The sequence below is a fragment of the Streptomyces sp. NPDC002994 genome, from assembly GCF_040611155.1.
In the GTDB taxonomy this organism is placed as follows: Bacteria; Actinomycetota; Actinomycetes; order Streptomycetales; family Streptomycetaceae; genus Streptomyces.
This window is the reverse complement of the sequence record NZ_JBEXNQ010000041.1, coordinates 25,883-51,278: the sequence shown is the minus strand read 5'-3', so window position 1 is coordinate 51,278 and position 25,396 is coordinate 25,883. Positions and strand designations below refer to the sequence as shown.

Annotated in this window: 24 protein-coding genes and 1 pseudogene; 6 read left to right on the top strand and 19 right to left on the bottom strand. The window is 69.6% G+C overall.

Features of this window, described 5'->3' with window-relative positions:
• The 4 genes and pseudogenes from ABZX79_RS35210 to ABZX79_RS35195 form a co-directional block, all read right to left on the bottom strand.
• A pseudogene (locus ABZX79_RS35210) lies at positions 1-330 on the bottom strand (hypothetical protein); the annotation flags it as partial.
• A 132-nt stretch (positions 331-462) separates the two neighbouring features.
• Positions 463-858 (bottom strand): PPOX class F420-dependent oxidoreductase, encoded by a 396-nt coding sequence (locus ABZX79_RS35205; protein WP_355267249.1) that lies wholly within the window; start codon positions 856-858, stop codon positions 463-465.
• Between the two features lie 39 nt (positions 859-897).
• On the bottom strand, positions 898-1,404 hold the full coding sequence (locus ABZX79_RS35200; protein ID WP_355267246.1) for an NUDIX domain-containing protein: 507 nt from the start codon (positions 1,402-1,404) through the stop codon (positions 898-900).
• Between the two features lie 14 nt (positions 1,405-1,418).
• Positions 1,419-1,670: a helix-turn-helix transcriptional regulator gene (locus ABZX79_RS35195; RefSeq protein WP_215126584.1), complete on the bottom strand. Its 252-nt coding sequence runs from the start codon at positions 1,668-1,670 to the stop codon at positions 1,419-1,421.
• A gap of 41 nt (positions 1,671-1,711) precedes the next feature.
• On the opposite strand from ABZX79_RS35195, the gene map reads away from it, so the two are divergent.
• Positions 1,712-2,479, top strand: coding sequence for a type I methionyl aminopeptidase (gene map, locus ABZX79_RS35190; RefSeq protein WP_355267242.1), 768 nt, complete (start codon positions 1,712-1,714; stop codon positions 2,477-2,479).
• Between the two features lie 173 nt (positions 2,480-2,652).
• On the opposite strand, the gene ggt is transcribed toward map, so the two are convergent.
• Positions 2,653-4,482, bottom strand: a complete 1,830-nt coding sequence (gene ggt, locus ABZX79_RS35185) for a gamma-glutamyltransferase (RefSeq protein ID WP_355267239.1) — start codon at positions 4,480-4,482, stop codon at positions 2,653-2,655.
• A 104-nt stretch (positions 4,483-4,586) separates the two neighbouring features.
• On the opposite strand from ggt, the gene ABZX79_RS35180 reads away from it, so the two are divergent.
• The gene (locus ABZX79_RS35180) at positions 4,587-5,333 is read left to right on the top strand and encodes a hypothetical protein (RefSeq protein WP_355267236.1); all 747 of its coding nucleotides are present in this window, start codon (positions 4,587-4,589) and stop codon (positions 5,331-5,333) included.
• Here the strand turns inward: ABZX79_RS35180 and ABZX79_RS35175 are convergent.
• Together ABZX79_RS35175 and ABZX79_RS35170 are read right to left on the bottom strand one after the other, a co-directional pair.
• On the bottom strand, positions 5,302-6,543 hold the full coding sequence (locus ABZX79_RS35175; RefSeq protein WP_355267233.1) for a cytochrome P450: 1,242 nt from the start codon (positions 6,541-6,543) through the stop codon (positions 5,302-5,304). The two genes, ABZX79_RS35180 and ABZX79_RS35175, sit on opposite strands and share 32 nt — an antisense overlap.
• Positions 6,540-7,304, bottom strand: a complete 765-nt coding sequence (locus ABZX79_RS35170; protein WP_355267230.1) for an alpha/beta hydrolase — start codon at positions 7,302-7,304, stop codon at positions 6,540-6,542. Before ABZX79_RS35170 ends, ABZX79_RS35175 begins: the two co-directional genes overlap by 4 nt.
• A 216-nt stretch (positions 7,305-7,520) precedes the next feature.
• Between ABZX79_RS35170 and ABZX79_RS35165 the strand changes: the two genes are divergently transcribed.
• Together ABZX79_RS35165 and ABZX79_RS35160 are read left to right on the top strand one after the other, a co-directional pair.
• Entirely contained in the window at positions 7,521-8,576 is a 1,056-nt protein-coding gene (locus ABZX79_RS35165) for a L,D-transpeptidase (protein ID WP_355267227.1), read from the top strand.
• A 126-nt stretch (positions 8,577-8,702) separates the two neighbouring features.
• Positions 8,703-10,298, top strand: coding sequence for an alpha/beta fold hydrolase (locus tag ABZX79_RS35160; RefSeq protein WP_355267258.1), 1,596 nt, complete (start codon positions 8,703-8,705; stop codon positions 10,296-10,298).
• A gap of 41 nt (positions 10,299-10,339) precedes the next feature.
• Here the strand turns inward: ABZX79_RS35160 and ABZX79_RS35155 are convergent, their stop codons facing one another.
• The 12 genes from ABZX79_RS35155 to ABZX79_RS35100 all read right to left on the bottom strand — a co-directional run bounded on the left by ABZX79_RS35155 (position 10,340) and on the right by ABZX79_RS35100 (position 19,726).
• Positions 10,340-11,200: an amino acid ABC transporter permease gene (locus ABZX79_RS35155; RefSeq protein WP_355267224.1), complete on the bottom strand. Its 861-nt coding sequence runs from the start codon at positions 11,198-11,200 to the stop codon at positions 10,340-10,342.
• Positions 11,197-11,841 (bottom strand): amino acid ABC transporter permease, encoded by a 645-nt coding sequence (locus ABZX79_RS35150; RefSeq protein ID WP_355267221.1) that lies wholly within the window; start codon positions 11,839-11,841, stop codon positions 11,197-11,199. Before ABZX79_RS35150 ends, ABZX79_RS35155 begins: the two co-directional genes overlap by 4 nt.
• 14 nt (positions 11,842-11,855) lie before the next feature.
• Complete coding sequence (locus ABZX79_RS35145; RefSeq protein ID WP_355267218.1) at positions 11,856-12,806, bottom strand: glutamate ABC transporter substrate-binding protein; 951 nt, start codon at positions 12,804-12,806, stop codon at positions 11,856-11,858.
• A gap of 19 nt (positions 12,807-12,825) precedes the next feature.
• Entirely contained in the window at positions 12,826-13,569 is a 744-nt protein-coding gene (locus tag ABZX79_RS35140) for an amino acid ABC transporter ATP-binding protein (RefSeq protein ID WP_355267215.1), read from the bottom strand.
• A 125-nt stretch (positions 13,570-13,694) separates the two neighbouring features.
• Positions 13,695-14,147: a DUF6278 family protein gene (locus ABZX79_RS35135; protein WP_355267211.1), complete on the bottom strand. Its 453-nt coding sequence runs from the start codon at positions 14,145-14,147 to the stop codon at positions 13,695-13,697.
• A gap of 48 nt (positions 14,148-14,195) precedes the next feature.
• A complete protein-coding gene (locus ABZX79_RS35130; protein WP_355267208.1) occupies positions 14,196-14,975 on the bottom strand; it encodes an exodeoxyribonuclease III in 780 nt (259 codons plus the stop codon).
• 42 nt (positions 14,976-15,017) lie between these two features.
• The gene (locus tag ABZX79_RS35125; protein WP_355267205.1) at positions 15,018-15,650 is read right to left on the bottom strand and encodes an MBL fold metallo-hydrolase; all 633 of its coding nucleotides are present in this window, start codon (positions 15,648-15,650) and stop codon (positions 15,018-15,020) included.
• Between the two features lie 27 nt (positions 15,651-15,677).
• A complete protein-coding gene (gene pcaC, locus ABZX79_RS35120; RefSeq protein ID WP_355267202.1) occupies positions 15,678-16,976 on the bottom strand; it encodes a 4-carboxymuconolactone decarboxylase in 1,299 nt (432 codons plus the stop codon).
• Between the two features lie 146 nt (positions 16,977-17,122).
• Complete coding sequence (locus ABZX79_RS35115; RefSeq protein ID WP_355267255.1) at positions 17,123-17,890, bottom strand: transposase; 768 nt, start codon at positions 17,888-17,890, stop codon at positions 17,123-17,125.
• A gap of 705 nt (positions 17,891-18,595) precedes the next feature.
• On the bottom strand, positions 18,596-18,919 hold the full coding sequence (locus tag ABZX79_RS35110; RefSeq protein WP_355267199.1) for a hypothetical protein: 324 nt from the start codon (positions 18,917-18,919) through the stop codon (positions 18,596-18,598).
• Between the two features lie 34 nt (positions 18,920-18,953).
• Positions 18,954-19,289, bottom strand: coding sequence for an STAS domain-containing protein (locus ABZX79_RS35105; RefSeq protein WP_355267196.1), 336 nt, complete (start codon positions 19,287-19,289; stop codon positions 18,954-18,956).
• Positions 19,256-19,726 (bottom strand): ATP-binding protein, encoded by a 471-nt coding sequence (locus ABZX79_RS35100; protein ID WP_355267193.1) that lies wholly within the window; start codon positions 19,724-19,726, stop codon positions 19,256-19,258. Before ABZX79_RS35100 ends, ABZX79_RS35105 begins: the two co-directional genes overlap by 34 nt.
• Positions 19,727-20,153: 427 nt before the next feature.
• Between ABZX79_RS35100 and ABZX79_RS35095 the strand changes: the two genes are divergently transcribed.
• Positions 20,154-23,045, top strand: a complete 2,892-nt coding sequence (locus ABZX79_RS35095; protein ID WP_355267190.1) for a DUF6603 domain-containing protein — start codon at positions 20,154-20,156, stop codon at positions 23,043-23,045.
• A 129-nt stretch (positions 23,046-23,174) separates the two neighbouring features.
• Positions 23,175-25,367, top strand: a complete 2,193-nt coding sequence (locus tag ABZX79_RS35090; protein ID WP_355267187.1) for a hypothetical protein — start codon at positions 23,175-23,177, stop codon at positions 25,365-25,367.
• The last annotated feature ends 29 nt before the right edge of the window (positions 25,368-25,396 follow it).

The following is a 25,396-nucleotide window of genomic DNA, read 5'->3' as shown; positions in this document are numbered from 1 at the left end:
GGCGGGATGCCCCCCTCGGCGTTGGTGCCCTTCTCGATGTAGGCGAGGTTGTGGTAGACGAGCAGACCCGTCACGTGCCGGTCCGCGTAGCCGACATACGGTCTCACGCTCGGCGGCCGGCGCGCCGTGCCCGGCGGCCAGGTCCTGGAGCAGGGCCTCCAGTACGTCCCACGGCGGGAGTTCGGTGCCTTCCAGGCAGGCCCGCATGCCGTCGGGGTCGCGCTGCCAGAAGACGCCGCACCAGCCGGCGCCCGTGTCGACGAGCGCCGTCAGTTCGCGCAGGTAGCGCGCGAACGCCTCGGCCTCCTCCGGGAGTTGACTCACCGTCATAGCCGCCTCGCCTCTGCCCAGCTGTCACCGACGCCGTGGAACCATCCGGTCCGCAGGCATTCGACCGCAGTTGTGTTACGGCACGGCTACAGGGAGCTTTCGTCGAAGTGGCAGACTGCTCATACGGTGCGATCAGAGAGTGATGGCGATACCGACGTGCGGCCGCTTGCCGAGCCGGACGATCGTGGCGGGCACGTCGGTGAACCAGAACTGCCACGTGTACTTGCGCGCGAGGAGCCTGCGCGCCTTGCGCAGGCCGTCCGAGTCCAGCAGCCGCGCGGTGCCCTCGGCGGACGGCGCGCCGTCCGTGACGCGTCCGCGCACGTCGCACGCCGTCACGACGACCCGCTTGTCGTTGCGGATGCGCTTGACCTTCCAGGAATCGGCCTTGGTCCACACGTACAGTTCGGCGCCGTCGGAGGCCGCCCACACCGGTGTGGCGACCCCCGTGCCGTTCTTGCGGAAGGTCGTCAGGCTGACGTACGGGCTGCGGCCGAGCACGGCGAGCGAATCCTGGTCGGAAGTCATGCCTCCGAGACTACGACCACGCCGCACGCCTCACGCGCCTCAGCCGGCTCCGGCAGGTGCTCCCGGGGCGGGCGGGGTCGGCACGAAGCCGAGGTCGACGGGCGGAGCGCCGGGCGCGGCCCGGAGCAGCGGGGCCAACTGCGGCGGCCAGACCGCCTCGGTGCGCGCCGCCAGTTCACCCGGCGTCCACCAGTGCCATCCGAGGATGCCTTCCTCGGCATGGACGGCGGCGGCGATCTGACCGAGGGGCTCCCGGCGCGGCCCGTCGGCGCGATAGATGTGCTCGTGCTGCTGTACGGGCACACCGGCCCGCGTGAAGTCGTGCCCCCAGGTGCAGAGCAGCGCGCCGGGCACGAGATCTGCCCACCCGGTCTCCTCCCGGAGCTCCCGCGCGGCGCCTTCCCGCGGGCTCTCCCCCGGGTCGAGACCGCCGCCGGGCATCGCCCAGTGAGGGCCGGCCTCTTCGTTGTCGTACCGCAGCAGGAACACCGCGCCCCGCGGGTCGAGTACCGCGACGCGGGCGGCGCGGCGGGGCGTGCGGGTCACGCGGGGCGCCAGGGTCACGCGGGCACCAGGGCGCAGCGGGCTGCCACCTCGTCCATGGACAGGCCCAGTACGCCCGCCAGTGCCGCCACGGTGAAGAAGGCGGGGGTCGGGGCCCGGCCCGTCTCGATTTTGCGCAGGGTTTCGGCGGAGAGGCCGGCGTGGGCCGCGACGTCCACCATGGTGCGGTCGCCGCGCGCCTGGCGAAGCAACTGGCCGAGCCGTTCGCCGCGTTCGCGTTCTTCGGGGGTGAGGGGGGTACGTACCATGCCGTCATTCTAATACCGCTTGGACCGGTATAATAATTGGCATGGTTGAGATCAAGACGGATTCTTCGGTGGACGCGATGCGCGAGGCGGGGCGGGTGGTCGCCCAGGCGCTGACCGCCGTACAGGAGGCGGCCGGTGTCGGCGTCAGTCTGCGCGAGCTGGACGAGGCGGCGCGGGCGGTCCTGCGGAGGGCCGGAGCGTCGTCGCCCTTCCTGAACTACCACCCGGACTGGGCTCCCGTTCCCTTCCCCGCCGTCATCTGCACCTCCGTCAACGACGCGATCGTGCACGGCGTCCCGACCGGCTACCGCCTGCGCGACGGCGACCTCGTCAGCATCGACTGCGGCGCGACGCTCGACGGCTGGGTCGGCGACTCGGCCGTCACCTTCAGCGTCGGCACGGCCCGCCCCGACGACGTACGCCTGGCCGATACCGCCCGCGAGGCGCTGGACGCGGGCATCGCGGCCGCCGTCCCCGGCAACCGCATCGGCGACATCGCCCACGCGATCGGCCGCGTCTGCCGGTCGGCGGGGTACGGCATCCCGCAGGGCTTCGGCGGCCACGGCGTGGGCCGCACGATGCACGAGGGCCCCGAGGTGCCGAACGAGGGGCGGGCGGGGCGCGGGCTCGTACTGCGGCACGGCATGGTGCTGGCGATTGAGCCGATGCTGATCGGTGGGGGGCGGGACGGGTTCCATCCGGACCCGGACGGATGGACGCTGCGCACGTCCGACGGCAGCCGGGCCGCGCACGCGGAACACACCGTGGCGATCACGGATGCGGGGCCGCGGGTGCTGACGCGGCTGTGAGCCCGAACTGGGGCGCTGCCCCAGAGCCCGCTCCTCAATCGCCGGAGGGGCTGAGAGTTGCCGCAAAATCCAGCCCGTCCGGCGATTGAGGACACGCCCGAAGGGCGTCCGGGGTCTGGGGCAGCGCCCCAGTTCGGGAAGGGGCGGGGTGGGGAAATGGCCCCCCGCAGGGGCTACGGCCTCATGCCGCCGCTCGGAGTCACCACCATCGCCGAGCCCCCGCCCCGCCGTACCTTCTCCGCCGCCGCGAGCCACCGCCCGTCCGGCAGCCGCTGCACCCCCGTCACCGCACCGATCTCCGGGTTCTGCCTGAACGCATGGCCAATGGCTTCGAGTTCAGCCCGGACAGGGCTGTTCCACAGACCCGGTTCGAGCTCCGTCGTCTCCGCGTTCCGCTGACTCGCCCGCGGCGCCGCGATCGCGTCGACCAGCGGCAGCCCGCGGTCCAGGTGCCCCGTCAGGGTCTGGAGCACCGTCGTGATGATGGTCGCGCCGCCCGGCGAACCGAGCGCGAGCAGCGGCCGCCCGTTCTCCAGCACGATCGTCGGGGACATGGACGAGCGCGGACGCTTACCGGGCCCCGGCAGGTTCGGGTCGTGGACCGCCGGGTTGGCGGGGGCGAAGGAGAAGTCCGTCAGCTCATTGTTGAGCAGGAAGCCCCGCCCCGGCACCGTGATGCCGCTGCCGCCCGTCGACTCGATGGTCAGCGTGTACGCGACGACGTTGCCCCACTTGTCGGCTGCCGTCAGGTGCGTCGTGTTCTCGCCCTCGTACGTCGTCGGAGCAGCCGTCCCCCCAGCACCGCACGCACCGCCGGGCTTTCGCGGGTCGCCCGGCGCCAGCGGGCTCTTCAGCACCGCGTCGTCCCGGATGAGGCACTCGCGCGAGTCCGCGAACCGCTGCGACAGCAGGCCCTTCACCGGTACGTCCTCGAAGGCCGGGTCGCCGACCCACCGCCCCCGGTCCGCGAACGCGATCCGGCTCGCCTCGATGAAGCGGTGCAGGTACTGCGCATCCGAGGCCGCATCGGGAGAAAGGTCGGTGCGCTCAAGGATGTTGAGCGCCTCCCCCACCGTCGTACCACCCGAGGACGACGGTGCCATGCCGTACACGTCGAGCCCCTGGTACGAGACCTTCGTCGGCGCCTGGTCCAGCGTGCCGTACTTCCGCAGGTCCTTCGCCGTCAGATCACCGGCCCGCACCACCCTGGTCGCCGAGGGGTCGACCGGAGGCTTCCGGACCGTACGGACGATGTCACGGGCGATGTCGCCCCGGTACAGCTCCCCCACCCCACCGCGGCCCAGCTTGTCGTACGTACGCGCCAGATCGGGGTTCTTGATCCGCGACCCCACCACCGGCAGCTTCCCGCCCGGCAGGAACAGCTTCGCCGTGTCGGGGAAGGCCCGGAACCGTGCCTCGTTCGCCGCCGTCTGCGAGCGGAACGTCGCGTCGACCGTGAATCCGTCGCGCGCGAGTTTCTCCGCCGGTTCCAGCAGCGTCCGCAGGGGCTTGGTGCCCCACTCGTCGAGCACTCTGTCCCAGGTGGCCGGTGTGCCGGGCGTACCAACGCCGAGCCCGCTCGTCATCGCCTCGGCGAACGGGATGGGCTTGCCGTCCTCCAGGAAGAGGGACTTGTCGGCGCTGAGCGGCGCGGTCTCACGGCCGTCGACCGTGCGTACGGTGCGGGACTTGGCGTCGTAGTAGACGAAGTAGCCGCCACCGCCGATGCCCGCCGAGTACGGCTCGGTCACACCGAGCGCGGCCGCCGTCGCGACCGCCGCGTCGACCGCGTTGCCACCCCGCCTCAGGACCTCGATCCCGGCGGCCGAGGCGTCGGCGTCGACGCTCGCGACCGCTCCCCCGTATCCGGCGGCGACCGGTGTCTTGACGGGTGGTGGGGGTGGTGCCGTCGCGGGAACGGCGGACGGGGCGGTGGCACTCACCGAGACCACCACCGCCGCAGCGGCCCAAAGCGACAGCACTCGTACCGTGGAGCGGCGCATGCGTACCTCCAGTCAACACGTGTCCGCGCAGCGTAACTTCACGACACCATGCCCGTCAGGACCCCGTCGAACACCGGTGCGCCGTGGCGCTAGCATGCCGCCCCATGACTGACGACGTACGCAACATCGTGCTCGGCGTGATCGCGGCCGGACTCAGCGCTTCACTCGGCTGGCTCACCCGTACGTACCTGTGGCGGCGCAAGCTGCGCCGCAAGCAGGCGTTCCTGGGGCTGCCCACGAACTCCGAGTCGCTGCTCGTGGTGAACCGCGAGGTGGGCGGCGACGGCGTGCACCGGTTCGACGTCTTCGCGCTTCTCGAACTCGCCGCCGTCATCAAGGACTGCGGGGCGCACGCGCAGATCCTCTCCCACGACGTCGCACAGCAGGGCTTCGGCGAGCGCACGGAGTTCTGCGTCGGGGGTCCCGCGTCGAACCGCCGCATGGCCGCCCACCTTCGGAGCCTGCTCCCCGGCCTCCGGGTCAACACCGATCCCGATCCGGTCTCCGACCGGGCCACCCTCCGGATAGGCGGCGAGCTCTACCGCATGGAGCCCGGTGCGGTCGAGTACGTCGTGCTGGCGCGCCTGACCGGTGGTCAGGGGGTCCGGCCGGTCTTCCTCTTCTGTGGGCAGCGGGCCATCACCAACCAGGCCGCGACCCGCTACCTCGCCCGCAACCACGAGAAGCTGGCCCGCAAGTACGGCAACGGTTCCTTCTGCCTGCTGCTGAAGGTCGTCAACTCCGAGGCGTACGGCCCGGACGTGGTGGAGCTGGTCGCCGACGTGACCCGCGCGGCCCAGGCGCCGGCCCCGGTGCCCGTCAGCCCGCGAACCGCAGGGGCAGGGACTTGATGCCGTTGATGAAGTTGGAGACGAGGCGGCGCGGCGGGCCCGCGAGCTCCAGGGCGGGCGCGCGCAGCGCCTCCTCGTGCAGGACCCGCAGCTGAAGCCGGGCGAAGTGTGCGCCGAGGCAGACGTGCGGGCCGTCGCCGAAGGAGACGTGCGGGTTGGGTGACCGGGCCAGGTCGAGGCGGTGCGGGGTGTCGAAGACCCGCTCGTCGTAGTTGGCCGAGGCGTGGAATACGACGACCTTGTCGCCCGTACGCACCTGCTGACCGGCGAGTTCCGCGTCCCTGGCCGCGGTGCGGCGGAACGTCAGGACGGGTGGGTGCCAGCGCAGCAGCTCCTCGACGGCCGTGGACAGCGGCACGTCACCGGCACGCAGTCCGCGCTGCTGATCCGGGTGCTCGGCCAGCGCGAGGAAGCCGCCGGGGGCGGCGCTGCGTACCGTGTCGTTGCCCGCCACCGTCAGCAGGAAGAAGAACATCTCCAGCTCGGCGTCCAGCAGCTCCGAGTGCGCGAGCGAGGTCATGATGTCGTCCCCGGGGTGGCCTCGCTTGTGCGCCGCGAGCTCCTGCGCGTACGCGAACATCTCCTGGAGCATGGCCGGGGAGCGCGGATTGACCGGCTTCCCGTCGGGTCCCAGGACGGGCGGCTCGTCGGGGTCCTGGTAGGCGATGACCCGCTCGGTCCACTTGAGCAGCAGACCACGGTCGCTCCCCGGTACGCCCAGCAGGTCGGCGAGGTTGAGCAAGGCGTAGTCGTCTGTGACGGCTGTGACCAGGTCGAAGACGGGCCCGGCGTCCCTGGCCGCGCCGAGCAGCGCCCGGGCCCTCGCCCGCGCGGACGCCTCGAAGCGGTCGGTGCGCCCAGGAGTGAAGGCCCGGCTGACCAGCCGCCGCAGTCGGCCGTGCCCGGGTCGATCCTGGTTGAGCATCATGCGGCGGATGAAGGGCAGGTCGGCCGGGTCGGGATCGCGGATCTGGGTGGCGCCCAGCGCGGAGGAGTAGGTCAGCGAGTCCTTGAGTACGCCCAGGACGTCGCGGTGGCGCGTCACCGCCCAGAAGCCGGGTCCGGCGGGCCAGCCCAGCACTTCGTACTCCTCCTGGCGGGCCACCGGGTGCCGGTCGCGCAGCACCCGGAAGGCCTCGTGCGGCAGCCCGGCGCCGTACAGCCGGGGGTCGAATACGTCAGGCACGTCAGGAACATCAACATCGCTCATGCGCGCAGGAAGTCCTCGACCGTACGGATCAGCTGGAGCGGCGTCTCGTCCATTGCGTAGTGACCGGCGCCCGGCAGTTCGGTGAGCGCGGCGCGGGGGAACCAGCTCAGCCAGGTCCGGCGCATCAGCTCGGCGCTCAGCGCCGGGTCCAGGGCCCCTGTCACCGCGAGGGCGGGTACGTCGCAGCCCTTGACCTCGGCGTGGAAGTCGTCACCGGCCCAGGATTCGAACCAGGCACCGAAGGCCTTGGGGGCGCTCTGCTCGACCGACTGGCGCACCATGCGGTCCAGCCAGGCGGCCGGGCGGTTCCCGCCGGTCGTGGAGTCGAAGATGATGCGGCGGTTCGCGGGACGGTCGGCCGCTCCGGCGAAGAGCTCCCACTGCTCGGGCGGCATCGGCAGCCCGCTCGCCGGCACGGGCGATACGCCGACCAGGCGCCGCACCCGCTGCGGCGCGGCGGCCAGGACGCGCTGGCCGACCGAGCCGCCCATCGAGTGTCCGACGAGCGAGAAGGAGTCCCAGCCGAGCCGGTCGGCGAGCGCGAGCACGTCCGCCGCGCCCTCGGCCGTCGTATACCGCCCCGGTGCGTCCTTGGCCTCGCCGTAGCCGCGCAGATCGACGACGGCGTAGCTGAAGGAACGGGTGTCGAGATCCGGCAGGACGGCGGCGTAGGCGTTGCGGTCAGCGAGCCAGCCGTGCACGGCGATGACCTGGTGGGGTCCGTCGCCGAGCAGCGTGTGCGGGAGTACGAAGGGGGCCACGGCGTCTCCGATCGGGAGGTACGGCTGTGTCGGTCCTCACGTTGACCCAGGCACCGGGTCCCGACAAGACCGCGTACGCGGCCGTCAGGGCCATAGGTCCTCCCCTTCTGCGGCATTTGTCACAGCGGATTTGGGTGAATTTGCTGTCATTCACGCAACCACTCCCTGTTCAATCGGCTCTTCGGGACGACAGACATCGCACCGGAGGTTTTCTCCTTGAGCCGCTCAAGCCCCACGCACGACCGCCCCCTCCCCCGCTACCGCCGCCGCGCCCTGCTGGCCGGCACCGCGACGCTCACCGTCGCGCTCACCGCCTGTTCCCCCGGCGGGGCCGCCAAGGCGGACGCGGCCGCCCTGTCCGAAAAGAACCCCGGGGCCTCGGTGAACCTCCACGGAGAGCAGCCCGGCCATGGCGCGGACGATCCCGACGGCAGCCCGAAGGCCGCCGCCACCCCGGCAGCCCGCGACAAGGTCAACAAGGTCAACCTGACCCCGGGCCACAAGACCACCGTCGGCATCGCCCAGCCCCTGTCGGTCTCCTTCGACCACCCGGTCAAGAACAAGGCCGATGTCGAGGAGCGCCTCAAGGTGTCCACCTCGAACGGCACCGAGGGCTCCTGGGGCTGGATGCGGGACTACTCCGGCAAGGACCGCGTCGACTGGCGCCCCAAGGAGTACTGGAAGCCGGGCACGAAGGTCTCCCTGAAGGCGGACCTCGACGGCGTCGACTCGGGCGCCGACGGTGGCTGGTTCGCACGCGACTACGCCACCCACTTCACCATCGGCGAGCAGCAGATCGTCAAGGTCGACCTCGACAAGCACCGCCTCAAGCTGATGCGTGACGGAAAGCTGGTCAAGGACGTGCCCATGTCGGCCGGCACGCCCGGCGGCGACAAGGCCTCGTGGCGCGGCACGGCCGTCCTGATGTCCAAGGAGGGCACGATCAACATGCGCTCCGAGACCGTGGGCCTCGGTGACGCCTACGACAAGATGGTCGACTCCTCGATGCGGCTGACCTGGTCCGGGATGTACGCGCACGCCGCGCCCTGGAACAAGGCGTACCTCGGCAAGGCCAACAAGAGCTCCGGCTGCGTCGGCATGAGCGACAAGGACGCCGAGTGGATCTACCGCCACGTGCAGGTCGGAGACCCGTTCGAGATGACCGGTGACGACGCCAAGGGCACGGTCGCGCCCAACAACGGTTACGGCGAGTGGAACCTTTCCTGGGCCGACTGGCAGACGAAGAGCGCGCTGAAGACCGCCGCGCACTGACACGTCGTCCAATAATTGTTACCCCGACGTAACTTACCGGGGAGTTACCAACGGTAAGCGACGCAGGTTACCGTCGGGTCACTTTGCACTGACACGAGTGAGGAGTGACCCGTGAGACACCCCCACATGTCCCTGCGCGGCACTACGGCAGGCGCCGCCACCGCCGCCGTACTGCTCGCCGGGACCGCCACTGGCGTGGCTCCCACAGCCCAGGCCACCGCTGCCCCCGCGCAGCAGCCCGCGGCGGCGACCGACGCTCTCCCCGGCGTACGGTTCGTCGACATCGCCGGCGACGGCGGAACCGTACTCAAAGCCAACGTCTTCACCCCGGCCGGCGCCGACGGCAGCCGCACGTACCCGGTGATCGTGCTGCCGACCAGCTGGGCCATGCCGCAGATCGAGTACGTCGCCCAGGCCAAGAAGCTCGCCGACTCCGGCTACGTCGTGGTCAGTTACAACTCCCGCGGCTTCTGGCAGTCCGGCGGCAACATCGAGGTCGCCGGCCCGCCGGACATCGCCGACGCCTCCAAGGTCATCGACTGGGCACTCGCCAACACCCCCGCCGATCCGGCGAAGGTCGGCATGGCCGGCGTCTCGTACGGCGCCGGAATCAGCCTCCTCGCCGCCGGACACGACAAGCGGATCAAGGCGGTCGTGGCGATGAGCGGCTGGGCCGACCTCATCGACTCCATCTACAGCGGCCGTACGCAGCACCTCCAGGCCGCGGCGATGCTCAGCGGCGCGGGCGAACTCACCGGCCGCCCGAGCCCCGAACTCCAGCAGACGATGAAGGACTTCCTCGGCTCCAACCTGGCCAAGGAGCAGGAAATGATCGACTGGGGGAAGAAGCGCTCCCCCGCCACCTACCTCGATCAGATCAACAAGAACGGCTCGGCGATCATGCTGGGCAACGCGTGGGGCGACACCATCTTCCCGCCCAACCAGTACGCGGACTTCTACGAAAAGCTCACCGGGCCCAAGCGTCTGGAGCTGCGCCCCGGCGACCACGCCACCGCCGAGGCCACCGGCCTGCTCGGGCTGCCGAACGACGTCTGGACCAACGCCCAGCGCTGGTTCGACCACCACCTCAACGGCGCCGTGAACGGCATCGACGGCGAGCAGCCGGTTCAGCTCAAGTCACGCTCCACCGGCGCCTACGAGGGCTACGCCGACTGGAAGTCCGTCGGTGCGAACCAGCGGAAGATCGCCATGGGTGGCGACAAAACCATCCACGCGAACGTCGATTCGGGCGCCAACGGCGGAGTCATCCTGCTGTCCAACGCCCTCGACCAGTTCCTGAAGCTGCCGCCGATGGCATCCATACCGCTGCTGCCGCGCTCCTACGCCTCGGTCTGGCAGTCCGAGCGGTACGCCGAGACCCAGCGCGTGCGCGGCACCGCCAAGCTCCACACGACGCTCTCCAGCACCAAGGAGAGCGGCACCCTCGTCGCATACCTCTACGACGTGGGCCCGCTCGGCCTCGGCAAGCTGGTCAGCAATGCGCCGTACACCTTCCACGGCCGGACACCCGGCAAGCCGTTCCCCGTCGACCTGGAGCTGTTCTCCACCGCCTACGACGTCCCGGCAGGCCACCGGCTGGCCCTGGTGGTCGACACCGTCGACCCGCTCTACATCGAACACAACCCGTCCGGCGCGCAGCTGACCTTCTCGTCGCCCGAGTCCGACCCGTCATACGTGTCGGTCCCACTGCGCGACAAGTGATCTCCGGCTGCTGCCGGGCAGGCACGTGCCCTTGTATTGAACTAACGCACGCCCGGCAGCAGCGTGCCCACGTCGGCCGGACCCACATCCACGGCCTCGGTCTTGGGACTGCGCTTCTCCCGCTTGGCCACCCACTGGGCGAACCAGGAGAGCAGCATGCACATCCCGATGTAGATCGGCGAGATCACCATCACTACGGGGATGAACGGCAAATCGTAGTCGAGATTGGACGCGATGAGTTTTCCGGCGTGGAGGAACTCCTCATAGGTGATCAGGAAACCGAGCGAGGTGTCCTTCAGCGCGACCACCAACTGGCTGATGATGGCCGGCAACATGGCCCGCACTCCCTGCGGTACCAGGACGTACGCCATGACCTGAGTCTTTCGCATACCGAGTGAGTACGCTGCCTCCCGCTGCCCCCTTTCCACGGAGTTGACCCCCGCACGGAACACCTCGGCGAGCACCGAGCCGTTGTACAGCGTCAGTCCGGCCACCAGAGCGGGCAGCGGCTGGACCTTCAGCGCCACGAAGATGAAGAAAATCATCACCAGTACGGGCATGGCGCGGAAGAACTCGACCAGAAGCGTCGCCAACCGGCGCAGCGGACGGTGGTCGGAGAGCCTGCCGGTCGCGAGGAGCGCGCCGAGCGCGAGCGAGAGCACGGCGGCGTACGCGAAGGCCTTGAGGGTGTTGCCCAGTCCGCGCAGCAGCAGCTCCTGGATTCCCTCGTACTCGAAGGGAGTCCATTTGGCCGAGGTGAACTGTTCGGTGTCGAACAGCAGATACAGCAGCCAGCCGGCCAGGACGAGGATGAGCACGGTCGACAGGACGCCGTACAGGAGGTGCCGCTTGCGGGTCCGGGGGCCGGGGATGTCGTAGAGGGCTGAGGAAGTCGCGGTCATCGGGCGACTCCCCAGCGCTGCTCCAGCACGTTGAAGAGCGCACTGATGGACAGGGTGATGATCAGGTATCCGACGGCGATCCAGACGAAGGTCCAGATGATGCTGTAGCCCAGCTCGTTGAGGGGCTTGTACGTCCCGAGCAGCTCGGTGACGCTGAACGCCCCGGCGATCGCCGAGTTCTTGGCGAGCGCGATGAGCGTGGAGCCGATCGGCGGGATGACGGAGCGGAAAGCCTGCGGCAGCACGACCGCGCCCAAGCTCTGACGGAACGTCATGCCGAGGCTGCGGGCGGCCTCGCCCTGCCCCAGCGGCACGGTGTTGATGCCGGAGCGCAGCGCCTCGCAGATGAAGGCCGAGGTGTAGCAGCCGAGGGCGAGCACCGCGAAGAGCTGGAACGGCAGCACGAGCCCGAAGCGCGGCAGGCCGAGCAGGACGGCGAAGAACAGCAGGGTCAGTGGGGTGTTGCGCAGCACGGTGACCCAGACGGTGCCCAGTACCCGCAGCGAGCCGACGGGCGCCACGCGGAAGGAGGCCATGACGAAGCCGAGTACCAGGGCGAGGAGGGAGGCGTAGACCGTGAGTTCGACGGTGCCGAGGAAGCCCTTGCCGTAGAGGGAGAAGTTCTCGGTGAGTACGTCCATGGCGTGCGGCTCCCTCAGCTCGCCGGGTAGCGGTCGATCGTGGGCGGCTTCGGGGCCGGCACGCCGGAGAGGCCGAGCGTCGCGTCATACGCCTTCTTCCAGTTCCCGTTCTTCTCGTTGGCCGCGAGGGCGTCGTCGATGGCGAAGCGCAGCGCGTTGTCGGCGCGCGGGACACCGATGCCGTACGGCTCTTCCGAGAAGGGCTTGCCGACGGTCTTGAGTTCGTCGGGCACCTTGGCGGCGTAGCCGATGAGGATGGCGTCGTCGGTGGTGACGGCGTCGATTTGGTAGGTCAGCAGGTTGTCCACGCAGACGGAGTACGTGTCGTACGCGACGAGGTCGGCCTTCGGGTAGTCCGCCTCGATCCGCTGGAAGGGGGTGGATCCGGCGGCGGAGCACACGCGCTTGCCGTCGAGGTCCTGCGGCCCGTGGATGTCGTCCTCGTCGGTACGCACCAGGAGGGACTGGCCGGCCAGGTAGTAGGGGCCGGCGAAGCCGACGAGCTTCTTGCGGTTGTCGTTGATGGTGTAGGTGCCGACGTAGTAGTCGATCTGGCCGTTCTGCAGGGCGGTTTCGCGGTTGGCCGACGCGATCGTCCTGAACTGGACGGTCTTGGGGCCGAAGCCGAGCGACGCGGCGACCATCTTCGCGATCTCGATGTCGAAGCCCGAGTAGCGGCCGGTGGCGGGGTCCTTCTCACCCAGGTACGGCTGGTCCTCCTTGGCACCGACCACGAGATGGCCCCGCCGCTTCGCCTTCTGCCAGGTGCCGGACTCGGGCAGCCGGAAGTCCTTCGCCACCTGGTACGTGGGCAGTTTCCCGGGCTGCGGGCCCTTGACCGGCGGGCTGCCCTCCTTGCCGCAGGCGACGGCGGTCAGGGCAAGCAGGCCGAGCACGAGAGCGGCGATCGTGGGGGGGGTCCGGGAGGCGCGGGGGGTCCGGGGGGTGCGGGGGGTGCGCTTCATGTGTCCGTACACCTGCCCGTCAGTGCTTGAGGATCTTGGAGAGGAAGTCCTTGGCACGGTCGCTCTTGGGGGCGGTGAAGAATTCCTCGGGCGTGCGGTCCTCGACGATGCGGCCGTCGGACATGAAGACGACGCGGTGGGCCGCGGAGCGGGCGAAGCCCATCTCGTGCGTGACGACGATCATGGTCATGCCCTCGCGGGCGAGCTGCCGCATGACTTCGAGGACTTCGTTGATCATCTCCGGGTCGAGCGCCGAGGTCGGCTCGTCGAAGAGGAGGGCCTTGGGGTCCATGGCGAGGGCGCGGGCGATGGCCACGCGCTGCTGCTGGCCGCCGGACAGCTGCGCCGGGCTTTTGTCTGCCTGGTCGGCGAGGCCCACCCGCTCCAGAAGTCCGCGGGACCGCCTGTCGGCGTCCTCCCTGTCGCGCCCCCGCACCTTGACCTGGGCGAGGGAGACATTCGCGAGCACGGTCTTGTGCGCGAAGAGATTGAAGGACTGGAAGACCATTCCCACATCGGCGCGCAGCCTGGCGAGCCCGCGGCCTTCTTCGGGGAGGGGCTTTCCGTCGATGAGGATGGTGCCCGACTCGACCGTCTCCAGCCGGTTCACCGCCCGGCAGAGCGTCGACTTGCCCGACCCGGACGGGCCGATGACCACCACCACCTCACCGCGGCCGACGGTGAGGCTGATGTTCTGAAGGACGTGCAACTTCCCGTAGTACTTGTTGACGTCACGCAGCTCGATCAACGGATCGACGGCCATACGCAGCCCTACCCACTCTCAGCTGTGTCGAGGTCAGCGCAAACTATCCATCCCAATAAGGGACTTCGCACACGACACGCTCAAATGGGGCATAAGGCGCACTAAAGAGTTCGGACGGTCAGAGCTCAGAGCTCGGAGACCTCGGCGTACACCTGGGAGAGCTCGGGCGCGCCGTTGACCGCCCAGTCCAGACCGAACTCGACGACGTTGATCTCGCGGCCCGAGGCAAGCCGGACCACCGGCTGGCCGCTCGGCCACAGATGCCAGACCGCCCCCGGGACCGTACGTACGATCACGGACCCGAGGTAGAGGCCCGCGTCATTGCCCAGCCAGGGCAGCTCCTCCGGGTCGTCGCGCCAGCGCGGGGTCAGCTGGTCGAGGGCCTCCAACGAGGCCGGGGAGTCGTCGAGTTCGAGGCCGGCATCCCCCGCCCGGACGCGCAACAGCTCGCACTCGGCGAGCAGTTCCGCCAGACCTTCCGTCTCGCTGTCTCCGCCGGCGCCGGGTCCGAACACCGCCGTACCACGCGCCAGGTCGCGGCGCTTGAGCCAGTTGTCGAGGAAAGGGATGTTCTTCATATCGCTCAGCCTCGCATTCGTCCCGCCATGTTCACCACAGGCGCGCGGTCAGACGTCGATGTCGACGACGACCGGTGCGTGGTCGGACGCGCCCTTGCCCTTGCGCTCCTCACGGTCCACATAGCTGTCCTTGACCGCGGCCGCGAAGGGGGCGTTGCCGTAGACCAGGTCGATGCGCATGCCCTTGTTCTTCGGGAAACCCAGCAGCCGGTAGTCCCAGTAGGTATAAGGACGGTCGTACTTGAGCGGGCGCGGCACCACGTCCGAGAGCCCGGTGTCGCGCAGCGCGGCGAGCGCCGCCCGCTCGGCCGGGGTGACGTGCGTGGAGTCGACGAAGAGCGCGGGGTCCCAGACGTCCTCGTCGGTGGGGGCGATGTTGAAGTCACCGAGGACGGCGAACGGCCGCTCCCCGGCGGCGTCCACGGTCACGGCCTCGCGGAGCGCCTCCAGCCAGCGCAGCTTGTACCCGTAATGGTCGTGACCGACCTCGCGGCCGTTCGGTACGTACACCGACGTGACGCGGACCGGTCCGCAGGTCGCGGAGATCGCCCGCGGCTCCTGCACGCCTTCGTAGTCGGGCCCGCCGGGCAGGCCCACGACGACGTCCTCCAGGCCGGCCTTGGAGATCACGGCCACACCGTTCCACCGGCCCGTGGCGTTGACCGCGCATGCGTAGCCGAGGTCGCGCAGCTGCGCGGCCGGGAAGTCGTCGGCGGTCGTCTTGGCCTCCTGGAGGCACAGCACATCGGTGCCGGTGCTCTCCAGCCAGGCCAGCAGCCGGGGCAGCCGAGCGGTGATCGAGTTGACGTTCCAGGTGGCGATACGCATGTACGACAGCCTATCCGCGAGGTCTGACACTCAGAGTTCGACTCAGACGTCGGTGGAGTCCCCCGGCGTCAGCCGGCTGTGGTCCGCGCCGCCCAGCCCGCCGATCTGGCGGTCGTAGATGGGCCGGGCGAGGTCGGTGAGCAGCGCGTCGTGGATGTCGATGGCGCGCCGCGGTTTCACCTCGCGTACGTACTCGATCACCTCGGAGATCTTCGACCACGGGGCCATCACCGGGAGCATGAGCGTCTCGACCGGCTGCTCGGGCACGGTCAGCGCGTCGCCGGGGTGGAACACCGAACCGTCCACCAGATACCCGACGTTGGTGATCCGCGGGATGTCCGGGTGGATGACGGCGTGCAGCTCGCCGTGGACCTGCACGTCGAAGCCGGCGGCGGAGAACGTGTCGCCGTGGCCGACGGTGTGCACGCGGCCGGGGAAGGCCGCCGAGAGCTGGTCCGCGACGCTGCGCAGGGTCCAGATCTCGGCACCCGGGTTCGCCTCCAGGCCGGCCCGCAGCCGGTCCCCGTCGAAGTGGTCGGGGTGCTCGTGCGTCACCAGGATGACGTCGGCGCCGACCGCCGCGTCCTCTTCACTGAAGTTGCCCGGATCGATGACGAGGGTCCGCCCGTCCTTCTCCAGCCGGATGCAGGCATGGGACTTCTTGGTCAGCTTCATACGGACATCCTCCTTCCCGCCGTCCTGCTACGCCTGCGGTGTCGTCTCCTCCTGGATGACCGCCTGGGCCACCTTGAAGGCCGAGTTCGCCGCGGGAACGCCGCAGTAGACGGCCGTCTGGATCAGCACTTCCTTGATCTCGGCGGGCGTCAGGCCGTTGCGCAGGGCGGCCTTGGTGTGGAACGCCAGCTCCTCCAGGTGGCCGCCCGCGACCAGCGCGGTCAGGGTGACGCAGCTGCGCGTACGCCGGTCGAGTCCGTCCCGCGTCCACACCTCGCCCCACGCGTAGCGGGTGATCAGCTCCTGGAAGTCGCCGGTGAAGGCGTCGGCGTCGCCGAGGGCGCGGTCCACATGGGCGTCGCCCAGGACCTCACGACGGACCTTGAGCCCGGCCTCGTACGGGTCGGGACGGCCCCCCTCCTCCGGTACGGCGACGGGCTGCTCGGCCGTGCCGATCTCGCCCACCGGGCTGATGGGCGCGGAGATCGCCGGCATCACGGGCGGCGCCTGGATGGCCTGCATGCCCGTGGTCGAGGCGGGCGTGGCCTGCCACGCGGTGGAGAAGTGGCGTACGAGCAGATCCGTGACGGCGGCCGGCTGCTCGACCGGGGCGAGGTGGGAGGCCCCGGGAACCAGCGCCAGCCGGGCATCGGGAATGCCCGCGACGAGGGTGCGGGCCTCGGCGGGGCCGGTGACCTGGTCCTCGGAGCCGACCAGGACGAGGGTCGGGACGCCGATGCGGCGCAGGTCGACGCGGATGTCGAAGGCGGCCAGCGCCTCGCAGGCGGCGATGTAGCAGCCGGGGTCGGTGGTGCGGACCATCTGGACGGCCCACTCCACGATCGCGGGCTGCGCGGCGGCGAACCCGTGCGTGAACCAGCGGGCGGGCGCGGACGCCGCCATCGGCTCCAGGCCGTTCGTCCGTACGATCACGCCGCGCTGGCGGAACTCGTCGGCGGTGCCGAACCGGGGCGACGCCGCGACCAGCCCCAGCGAGGCGACCCGCTCCGGGTGGCGCAGGGCCAGCTCGGCGCCGATCGCGCCGCCGATGGAGCAGCCGGCGTAACCGAAGCGCTGTACGCCGAGGCTGTCGAGGGTCGCCAGCAGGCGCTCCGCGAGTTCGTTGACGGAGCTGGCGGGGTGCGCGGGGGCGCCGCCGTGACCCGGCAGGTCGAAGCGGAAGACGCGCCATTGGCGGGTCAGGTCCGGTATCTGCCGGTCCCACATGTGCCATGTGGTACCGAGGGACGGCCCCATGATCAGGACAGGGGCGTCTTCTGGCCCGTCAAAGCGGTATTGCAGCGTATTGATCTTGGTCTCGCTCACGGGTTCACACCTTCATCTGTCACGACAGCCCCTATGACGGGGGGCATGACTGTTTGGCCCTGATCAGGTGGAAGACCTCCCGGGCAACGTAGCGTTTGAGGCATCGGACGACGTCGCGTCGGGTCTTGCCCTCCTTGATGCGGCGTTCATAGTAGTCCTGGGTGCCCGGGGTGGAAGCGCAGGCGGGTCTGCACGATCCGGTGCAGGGCGGCGTTGGCCTGCCGGTCGCCGCCGCGGTTGAGGCGACGGTACTGTCGGGTGCCCGAGGAGCGCTCGACGGGGCTGACCCCGCACAGCGAAGCAAACGATGCCTCGCTGCCCAGACGCTCCGGGTTGTCTCGCATCGTGATCAGCAGAGTGGCGGCAGTGTCCGGGCCGATGCCCACCGCAGCGAGCAGTTGCGGGCGTGGCGTTCCGCGAGCCGGGTCAAGCGGTGTTCCACGTCCTTGATCTGCGCGGTGAGCTGCTCGATGCGGTGGGCAGGCGCAGCGTGGTGCGGTGGCCTGCAGTACCGTCTCTTCGTCTCCCTCGTCGTGCTTGCTGTCGTCGGCGAACCGTGCGCAGGTACGGAGGAGGTCTGGGTTGTTCAGCCGGGCCAGATCTTCGCGTAGGTCCGGGTGAGCGGTGACGAGGACGGTCTTGAGCTGGTTGATGGCCTGGGTGCGGGCTTTGACGGCCGACCCTTTGGTGAGTTTGTACATCCGGGCGATCTGCACGGGTCCGTCGCCTGATTTGGCCCGTGCGCGTGCCCGCCCGCTCAGCACCGCCCGGGCGGCGTTCTGGGCATCGAAGGGGTCCGACTTGCCGCGCTGGCGGCGGTCGGGCCGGTCGGGCCGGTTCACGTCGAACACTTCCACGCCCTGGGTCAGCAGGTAGCGGGACAGGGCCGCCCCGAAGGAGCCGGTCCCCTCCACTCCGGCCCGCCGCACCGTGCCCAGCCCCCTGGCCCACCCAGCAGTTCGCGGTAACCGGCCGCGGTGGTCTGGAACACCTCGGTGCCGATCACTTCCCCCACCAGAGAGAGCACAGCCGCCACATGAGCGTCCTGGTGCGTGTCCACTCCAAGGACCACCTCCCCCGTCGGCCGGCGTCGGCGGGTACGCGGGGCAGGGGACGTACCGGTCATGTTCGTTCACCTTCCGACCCGATATCGCATCGCGTAGCCGGCACCGGACCGCGCGGACGGTCAGAACCGTGACGACGCCTGGTCGGCAAGTCCCTATCGAGACACACCCGGCCGGCCCGGTACCAGCAACGCACCATCCCCGGCCAGCGGTCGACACAGCGTGAGCAAGACACCCAGGTCAGAGATCCTTTAAAGAGTCAGACCCCGCCGCAGGACAGCACCCGCCAATTCTCCCCACACTCAGGGCCCCCGCCCCAGGCCCGCAGAACATGCTCAATCCCAGCTCATGGAACACCCCGAATCGGACTCTGGCCGACCACAACGGATCACGAGCGTCGACATCACGTTCAGCCCCCAGGACTCACCAACGGCGCCGGCGAACGGCGGGGGCCTTGGGCCCGACACCCGGACGAGAATCAGCGCGCTCCCATGGTCAGCGACCTGCTGCTTGGTAGACCCACCGATCAGACGGTCCCGTCCATGGGTGCAGCAGTTAATCCACTGCGAATCGATTCAGCAGCACGTTGTTGTGGTCTTCGACCTCGCCGGAGCTGTAGCGGCGGCTGAGTCTGGCGACGGCGGGGTCGAGGTCCTGGCCGAGGCCGTCGGCGAACGTGTGCGGGGCGGACAGGTCGCCGGCCCGGTCGAGTGCCGGGCAGCGGGCAAGGGTCTGCTTGAGCTGTTGGGCCTGGTCGTCGTTGAGGCAGTCGGGGTGACGGGTGAGCCAGCTGGTGACGTCCCGCACGGATGGCTTCTTGCGGGGCCGATCGTCGTACGGGAACACTTTGCGGAGCAGGTGGCCATCATTTGCACCCATGGCCTCTTCTTCCCGAACGAGGTTTGAAGAACTTTCAGCTGAGGGCGGCGACCGCGGCATCCTCGCTGTCGTAGTAGGTAAAGGTCCGGTCCATACGGAGGAGTCGAAGGATTGCTTTCACCTGGCCGTGCACACCGACGAGCACCAGGTTGCCGCGGCAGGACCGGACGTTCTTGTAGAGCTTGACCATGGAACCGACACCTGAGGAATCGATCAGTTGGGTCGAGGCGAGATTGATGATGAATTTCGTGGCACCGTTGACGAACTCGTTGTCGGTGACGGCGGCGAAGTCCTTACTGGCGTTGAAGTCGAGCGTCGCCGGGGCATCCACGACGGTCACGTTGTCGCGTTGACGGGTGGTGGTGGGCAATGGCTCTCCCTGGTTCGGGCCGGGGCGGCGTTGGCCGGTTTCGCGGTCAGCGTCAGCAGAGTCCCACCGCTGGCGGGGAAGACGTAGTCGACGCTGTCGGTGAGGTGCCGCATAAATAGCCCGCGGCCGTGAGGGCGCCCGCGGCCTTCTGGGAGGGTCGGGTCAGGGACAGCGGCCGGGTCGAATCCGCGCCCGGGATCAGGCAGACGGACGGTGATTCCGCCTGCGGCGGTGGCGGTCACCTGCATCGTGACGGCCAGCGCGGAGTAGCCTCCACATCCGTGCCGGACTGCGTTGACCAAGCCCTCGCGGACTGCCAGCAGCAGGTTGCCAAGAGCGGCGATCTCGGCGGGTGACGCTGCGAGCAGATGCTGGATGTCGTCGATCACGTCCTGGACCTGCGAGCACTGCGTCGGCAACGTCCAGCGGGCGTGCACAAGTCTCCCTATCGTGGCTCTCCTGCTTGCCTGCCGTCCGTCGCCACGCACTGTATTCGATCAGCCACGCCACGCGCCTGGTGCTCGCCGGGGTCGGCGCCGGTCATGCCGTGCGGGGCGGTGCTGCACGCCGTCGAGCGGTCAACCGGGACGACTCGCTCACTGCCCTGGAGCGGCCTCTCTCTTCGGGGCCAGTTGTCGCGCAGTTCCACATCCTCGACCACGCCTCGAACAACGGCTGATCGGTAAGCCGACCAGGGGTATTGCCACGTGGGCGCAACCTCGGGCCATCGGTTGCCCTCTTACTGCGCTACTCTCCATAGCGATTCAGTCACAGACTGTGACTGAGCGTCCTTCCTTCCAACCGAAATACGCCGATGCGGCCAGGTTCCGCATGCTAGCGCGCCGAGCAGCAAGGGGCCGATTCATGGCGATCAAGGTCGACGAGCTGCGGGATTTGCTCGCGGGCGATGGTCCGGACGGTGAAGTGGCGGTTCCGGGCGGGGTGCTGGGGCACGACGGTGGGGCGTTCCATCCGCTCTTCGAGGACGGGGTGCTGCGCGTCCGTCGAGAGGATGGGGCGGAGGACGGCGACAGCCTCTCCGTCACCGGATCTGCCCGCACCGCGCTGGCCGACGATCCGGTGCCCCTGCACGTGGCGTTCTCTCACAACGGGGGTCCCGAGGTCACCGAGGTGCGGCTGGCGGCCGAGTTGCCCACCCCCGGGGCGAGTGCCCAGGAGCTGGGGCGGAGGCTGGATTTCAATGTTCCGGCCCTGCCGGACGCGGTACAGGTGTCACGGCTGACGTTGGAGCAGGCGAACGGCACGCGGATCCTCACCGGCACCGGCGAGCGCGGCCGGATGGCACTCGTGAGTCGTCAGGACACGGGCCGGCTGTTGGTGGCCTACGGCGAGGAGGGCGGCTGGCGGGTGCTGTGCGCGGACCGTGCGCTGACCCAGGAGCAGGTCGCCCTGTTGGGTGCGGCCGCGGCAGGGGTGACGGTGCCGCGGCTCGACGGCGGCTTGCCCGAGGGTGCCTGGCTGTGCCTGCCCGGTCCGGAAGGTGTGGACAAGCCGCTGCTGGTGCCGGTGTTGCCGAAGCGGCAGGCCGCGCGGAGCGGGGCAGCATCCACAGTCGGCACCGAGGAGAAGGCCCCGGGGACGTATTCGGTCCCGCGTAATGGCGTACGCCGTGCCCCGCACGCGATCGCCACCGACACCGGGTTCTTCGTCCTCGCTCCGGGAGGGCTGCGCGCGTCCTGGGGCCGATTCGCCGTCACGGGCCCCTCCACCTATGTCCCGGGCCGCAGTTGGAACGATTTCGGGTTGTCCGCGGGCGCCTCGGTTTCGATCGAGTACCGCAATTCTCCGTTGACCATCCTCGGGGGACTGGCCGCGCTGCCTGCGGTGGACCCGTACGAGGTGGTGGCGGGCGGGGTGCTGGTGGTGGACACCGGCACCTTCACCGGCAGTGCGGTGGCCGCGGCGTATCTGCCCACCGCCGGCGGGAAGCCGTCGTTCTTCGCCTTCGGGGCGCTGGGCTCGGAGAAGGGCATCGGGCTGCCCGCCTTCCAGGTGCGCGGGATCGCCGGAGGCATGGGCTGGCGCAGCAAGATCCGGCTGGGCGGGACCGAGGACCTTGCGGACTTCCCGTTCCTGAAGGCCCTGGATGACCCGGCGTCGATCGGCGTGGACCCGGATGGAAACACCGACCCGCTGCATGTCCTGCAGACTCTCACGTCGGGTACGAAGCCCTGGGTGACGCCCGCTGCCGTGGGTGAGGACCCGTTGTGGCTGGCGGCCGGGCTCGCCTTCACTGTGGCCGAGTTCTTCAACGGTTCAGCGATGGCCGTGCTGCAGACCGGCGAGGACCTCACGCTCGCGCTGCTGGGGGTGGCGGGCATGGAGTTCCCCAAGAAGGGGGGCGGCCGCAAGTACGCCAAGCTCGAGATCGCCGTCGAGCTGGTGCTCAAGCCGAAGGCCGGGGAACTGTCCTGGAGCGCGGCGGTCACGCCCAACTCGTACGTACTGGACCCAGGGTGTCAGCTGCGCGGCGGGGTGGCGGCGAAGATCTGGTTCGGTCCCAGCCCCCACCGCGGGGACTTTGTCATCACGGTCGGCGGATACCACCCCAACTACCGGCAGCCCGGGAATTACCCGAGCGTCCCGCGGCTGGGCTTCGACTGGGACCTGTCGGGCACCGTCACCATCTCCGGCAGTGCCTACCTGGCACTGACTCCGGCCGCGGTGATGGGCGGCGGGGAACTGGCGGTGCGGTTCCACTCGGGTGCGGTGCGGGCCTGGCTGACGGCGGGTGTGGATGCGCTGATCCAGTGGAAGCCGTTCTTCTTCGATGTCGGGATCCGGGTCAGTGTCGGGGTCTCCGCCTCCGTCAAGATCTGGTTCGTCCGCGTTACGATCACCGTCGAGGTCGGGGTGTCCCTGCAGGTGTGGGGGCCGCCGACCGGTGGCGAGGCGAAGATCAAGCTGTGGTTCATCTCGTTCACCGTCGGCTTCGGCCACAGCCGGGACGGGAATGACAACGCCCTGGACTGGGCGGGCTTCCGCGACATGCTGCCCCCACCCGAATCCGTGGTCCGTGTCCTGCCTGGGCATGGGCTGCTCTCCGACCGGCCGCCCCGTGCCGACGGTACGCGTGGCGATGACGACGCGTGGCAGGTGTCTTCTGCCGGGTTCACCTTCTCTACCGACTCGGCAGTGCCGGTCAGTGAGCTGTACGTGAACACCGGCACCGGCAGCCCGGTCGAGACGGGCAGCACGCTCAATATCCGCCCCATGCGGCGGACCGGCCTGACCAGTGTGCAGCGCGTCTCCCTCACCAAGGATGGCGAGGGCGTTGACATCAGCAACTGGGGCCGGTCGCGCTCCACCGCCGCGGTCCCCCAGGCTCTCTGGGGCGAAGGCAAGGGCGACACCCTGCCCGCGGCCGGCGAGCAGGTTGTACCGGACCAGCTGACCGGGGCGCAGATCACCTCCCCGGGCCCGGAATACGGCAACGACACCGGCTACATCACCGAGGAAGCCTTCAAGTTCGACCCGATCGATCCGGACGGGATCCAGCCCCTCGACACGGCAGCGGACCCGGCCGGGCCGGTGCCACGGCGCCAGCCTGGAGTAATCGACGCGATCGCGCGGACGGTTGCCGCCCCGACGCAGACCGCTGCCCGTACCGAACTGGCCGCCGCCCTGACCGGCTTGGGATTCGACCTCGGGCAGCTGGATGCAGATCTTTCCGCGCATGCGGACGCGGCGGAGGCGGCGTTCGCGGCCGAGCCGATGCTCGTGCCCGCTTCCTGACTCGCCTGGAACGCGCTCCGCCGCCGCGTCAACGCCCACTTCAGGCGACGGGTTCCTGCGCCACCACCACCGCTGACCCCGCGCTCCGAATGACATCACGCCCGCCGACACCGATTGGGGTGGCCCTTCGTGCCCACCACACCTCCCGTGCAGCACCGCACTCGGTTCTTCGACCACCGCATCCCCGCACTTCGCCCCGGCCGTTACACCATCATCACCGAGCAGGACATCACCGAGCTGAACACCGGTGACTCGCTGCCCGCCCACGCCCAGCGATTCGACGTCCGCGGCCCCCGGTTCGCCATTGCCGCGATCGACGTGCACGCCACCTACCCGCTGCCTGGCTCGACCGGCTTCTACAGCCAGGTGCTGCCGCACATCACCTTCGAGACACCGGGCGTGCCGTGGCTGCACCCGCTGGCTGGACAGGACCCGTCCGTCCCCTCGATGACACTGATGGTCTTCCGCGAGGGCGAACTCCCCGGTGACCCGCAGGCCGTCGGGCAGGCAGACGTATGCACCGTCCGCGAAGTCCTCGCCGGACGGCTCGACACCGGGGAGCAGCTGGACGGCCGACTGCCGGAGATCGACCTGGACACGTTGTTCCCCGACGAGGTCGAGCTGGTCTGCCGCAGTATTCACGTGCCGAAGGAGCTGTTCGCCGCCATCGCCCCGCTGCCGGAGGAGATGGCGATGCTGGCGCACGTACGCGAGGGCGGTCCGCCGGACGCCACCCGTGGCGCCACACCAGCACCGGACGAGGAGGAACTGAAGGCGGTCGTCGTCGCCAACCGCTTCCCCGAACTCGCCGGCGGCCGGCATGTAGCGCACCTGGTCTCCCTGGACGGGTTCGGCGACTGTGTCGGCCCCGACGCCACCGTCCCCGACGAGGGGCTGCGCCTGGTGTCCATGTGGTCCTGGGCGTTCGAATCCGAGCCCGATACGGGACGCGGCTTCGGCGACCTGGCACAGAACCTGGCCGCCGACCCAGACCCGGTGCTGAGACTGCGCCCCACCGCACCGTCCGATCCCACCCCGGCGCAAAGCGAGGCCCTGGACAGGCTCGCCACGGGAGCGACCGCGCTGCCGCATCGGCTGGCCTCCGGCGAGCACAGCTTCGGCTTCTACCGTGGCCCATTCACCGCGGCTCCGGCCCAGCCGCTGCCTGACCCCGTGAACGGAGAGCGCCTGGAGTCTGCGGACGAGGCGCAGATCTACCTGGAGTCCCACGGCGTCTACGACACCGGATACGCGTCCGCCTTCGCGCTTGGCCGCGCCCTCGCCCTGGCCGACCCTGAATTCCGTAGCGCGCTGCTGGCCTTCCGCAAGGCAGCCCGCGGTGCTGCGCGGCGGCTGCTCACGCATCCGGATCTCGCCGGACGGGAGATCGGCGCCGCGACCGCGGACCTGCTGACCCGCGATCTGGCCCGCGATGCCTTCGACCGGCTCCTCACCGACAGCGGCGGCACTCGACTGGCGACCGCCCTGACCCGGGCTGGCGCCAATGTCGCCTCCGGACGCCGCCGTACGTCCGCGTCGCGCACGGCTGCCGTCGCCCCGCTGACCGCGGCCGGGCTGCACCAGGCGCTGGCCCGCGCCGACGTACGCGGCGTACTGCGGCAGGCCACCGCCAGCGAACTCGGCCCGGTGCAGGCATGGCTGCACCGCCTCCGTCTGCTGGAGATGGTCCCGTTCGAGCACCTGGTCCCCGACGCGGGCATGCTGCCGCCCGAGAGCATCCGCTTCTTCCACGTCGATCCAGGCTGGATCCGCTCTGCGGTTGACGGTGCACTGAGCATCGGCGTCGGACACACCTTGGATGCCGACCTGAACGACCTCGGCCGCGGCATCCAGGAGCCGCCCCAGTGCGGGGTGCTGCTGCACTCCGACCTCATTGAGGGCTGGCCGAAGACCATCTACACAGCCTTCCGCGACAACGCTCTCGTCGAGCCGGTGCGCACCGCCCACTACGGCACGCACATCCTGCTGCTGCTCTACCCGCGCGCGATCGATACGTTCACGGTCGCCGAACCCCCGCAGGGGCTGCATTTCGGGTTCGGGGACCTGGGCACCATCGAGAAGCGGAAGATCTCCGGCGCGGAGATCGGCGTGTCGGAGGGTGAGTTTCCTGCCGATCCCGAGGACGACCAGTTCATCCGGTTCAAGCGCCCCGGTGAGCACGACGTGCTCAACGTCGCAGGCCCGGGGGACGCGCTGCTCCCCGCCCTCGCCCTGGCCCACAGCGTTGCCGAGCTGTCCTCGGCGCAGTTCACGCTGCAGATGATCAAGGCTCCTCAGCTGCAGACCTTCGTCCGCCCCTGACCGGCTACCACCCGCGCCTCCCTGGAGAT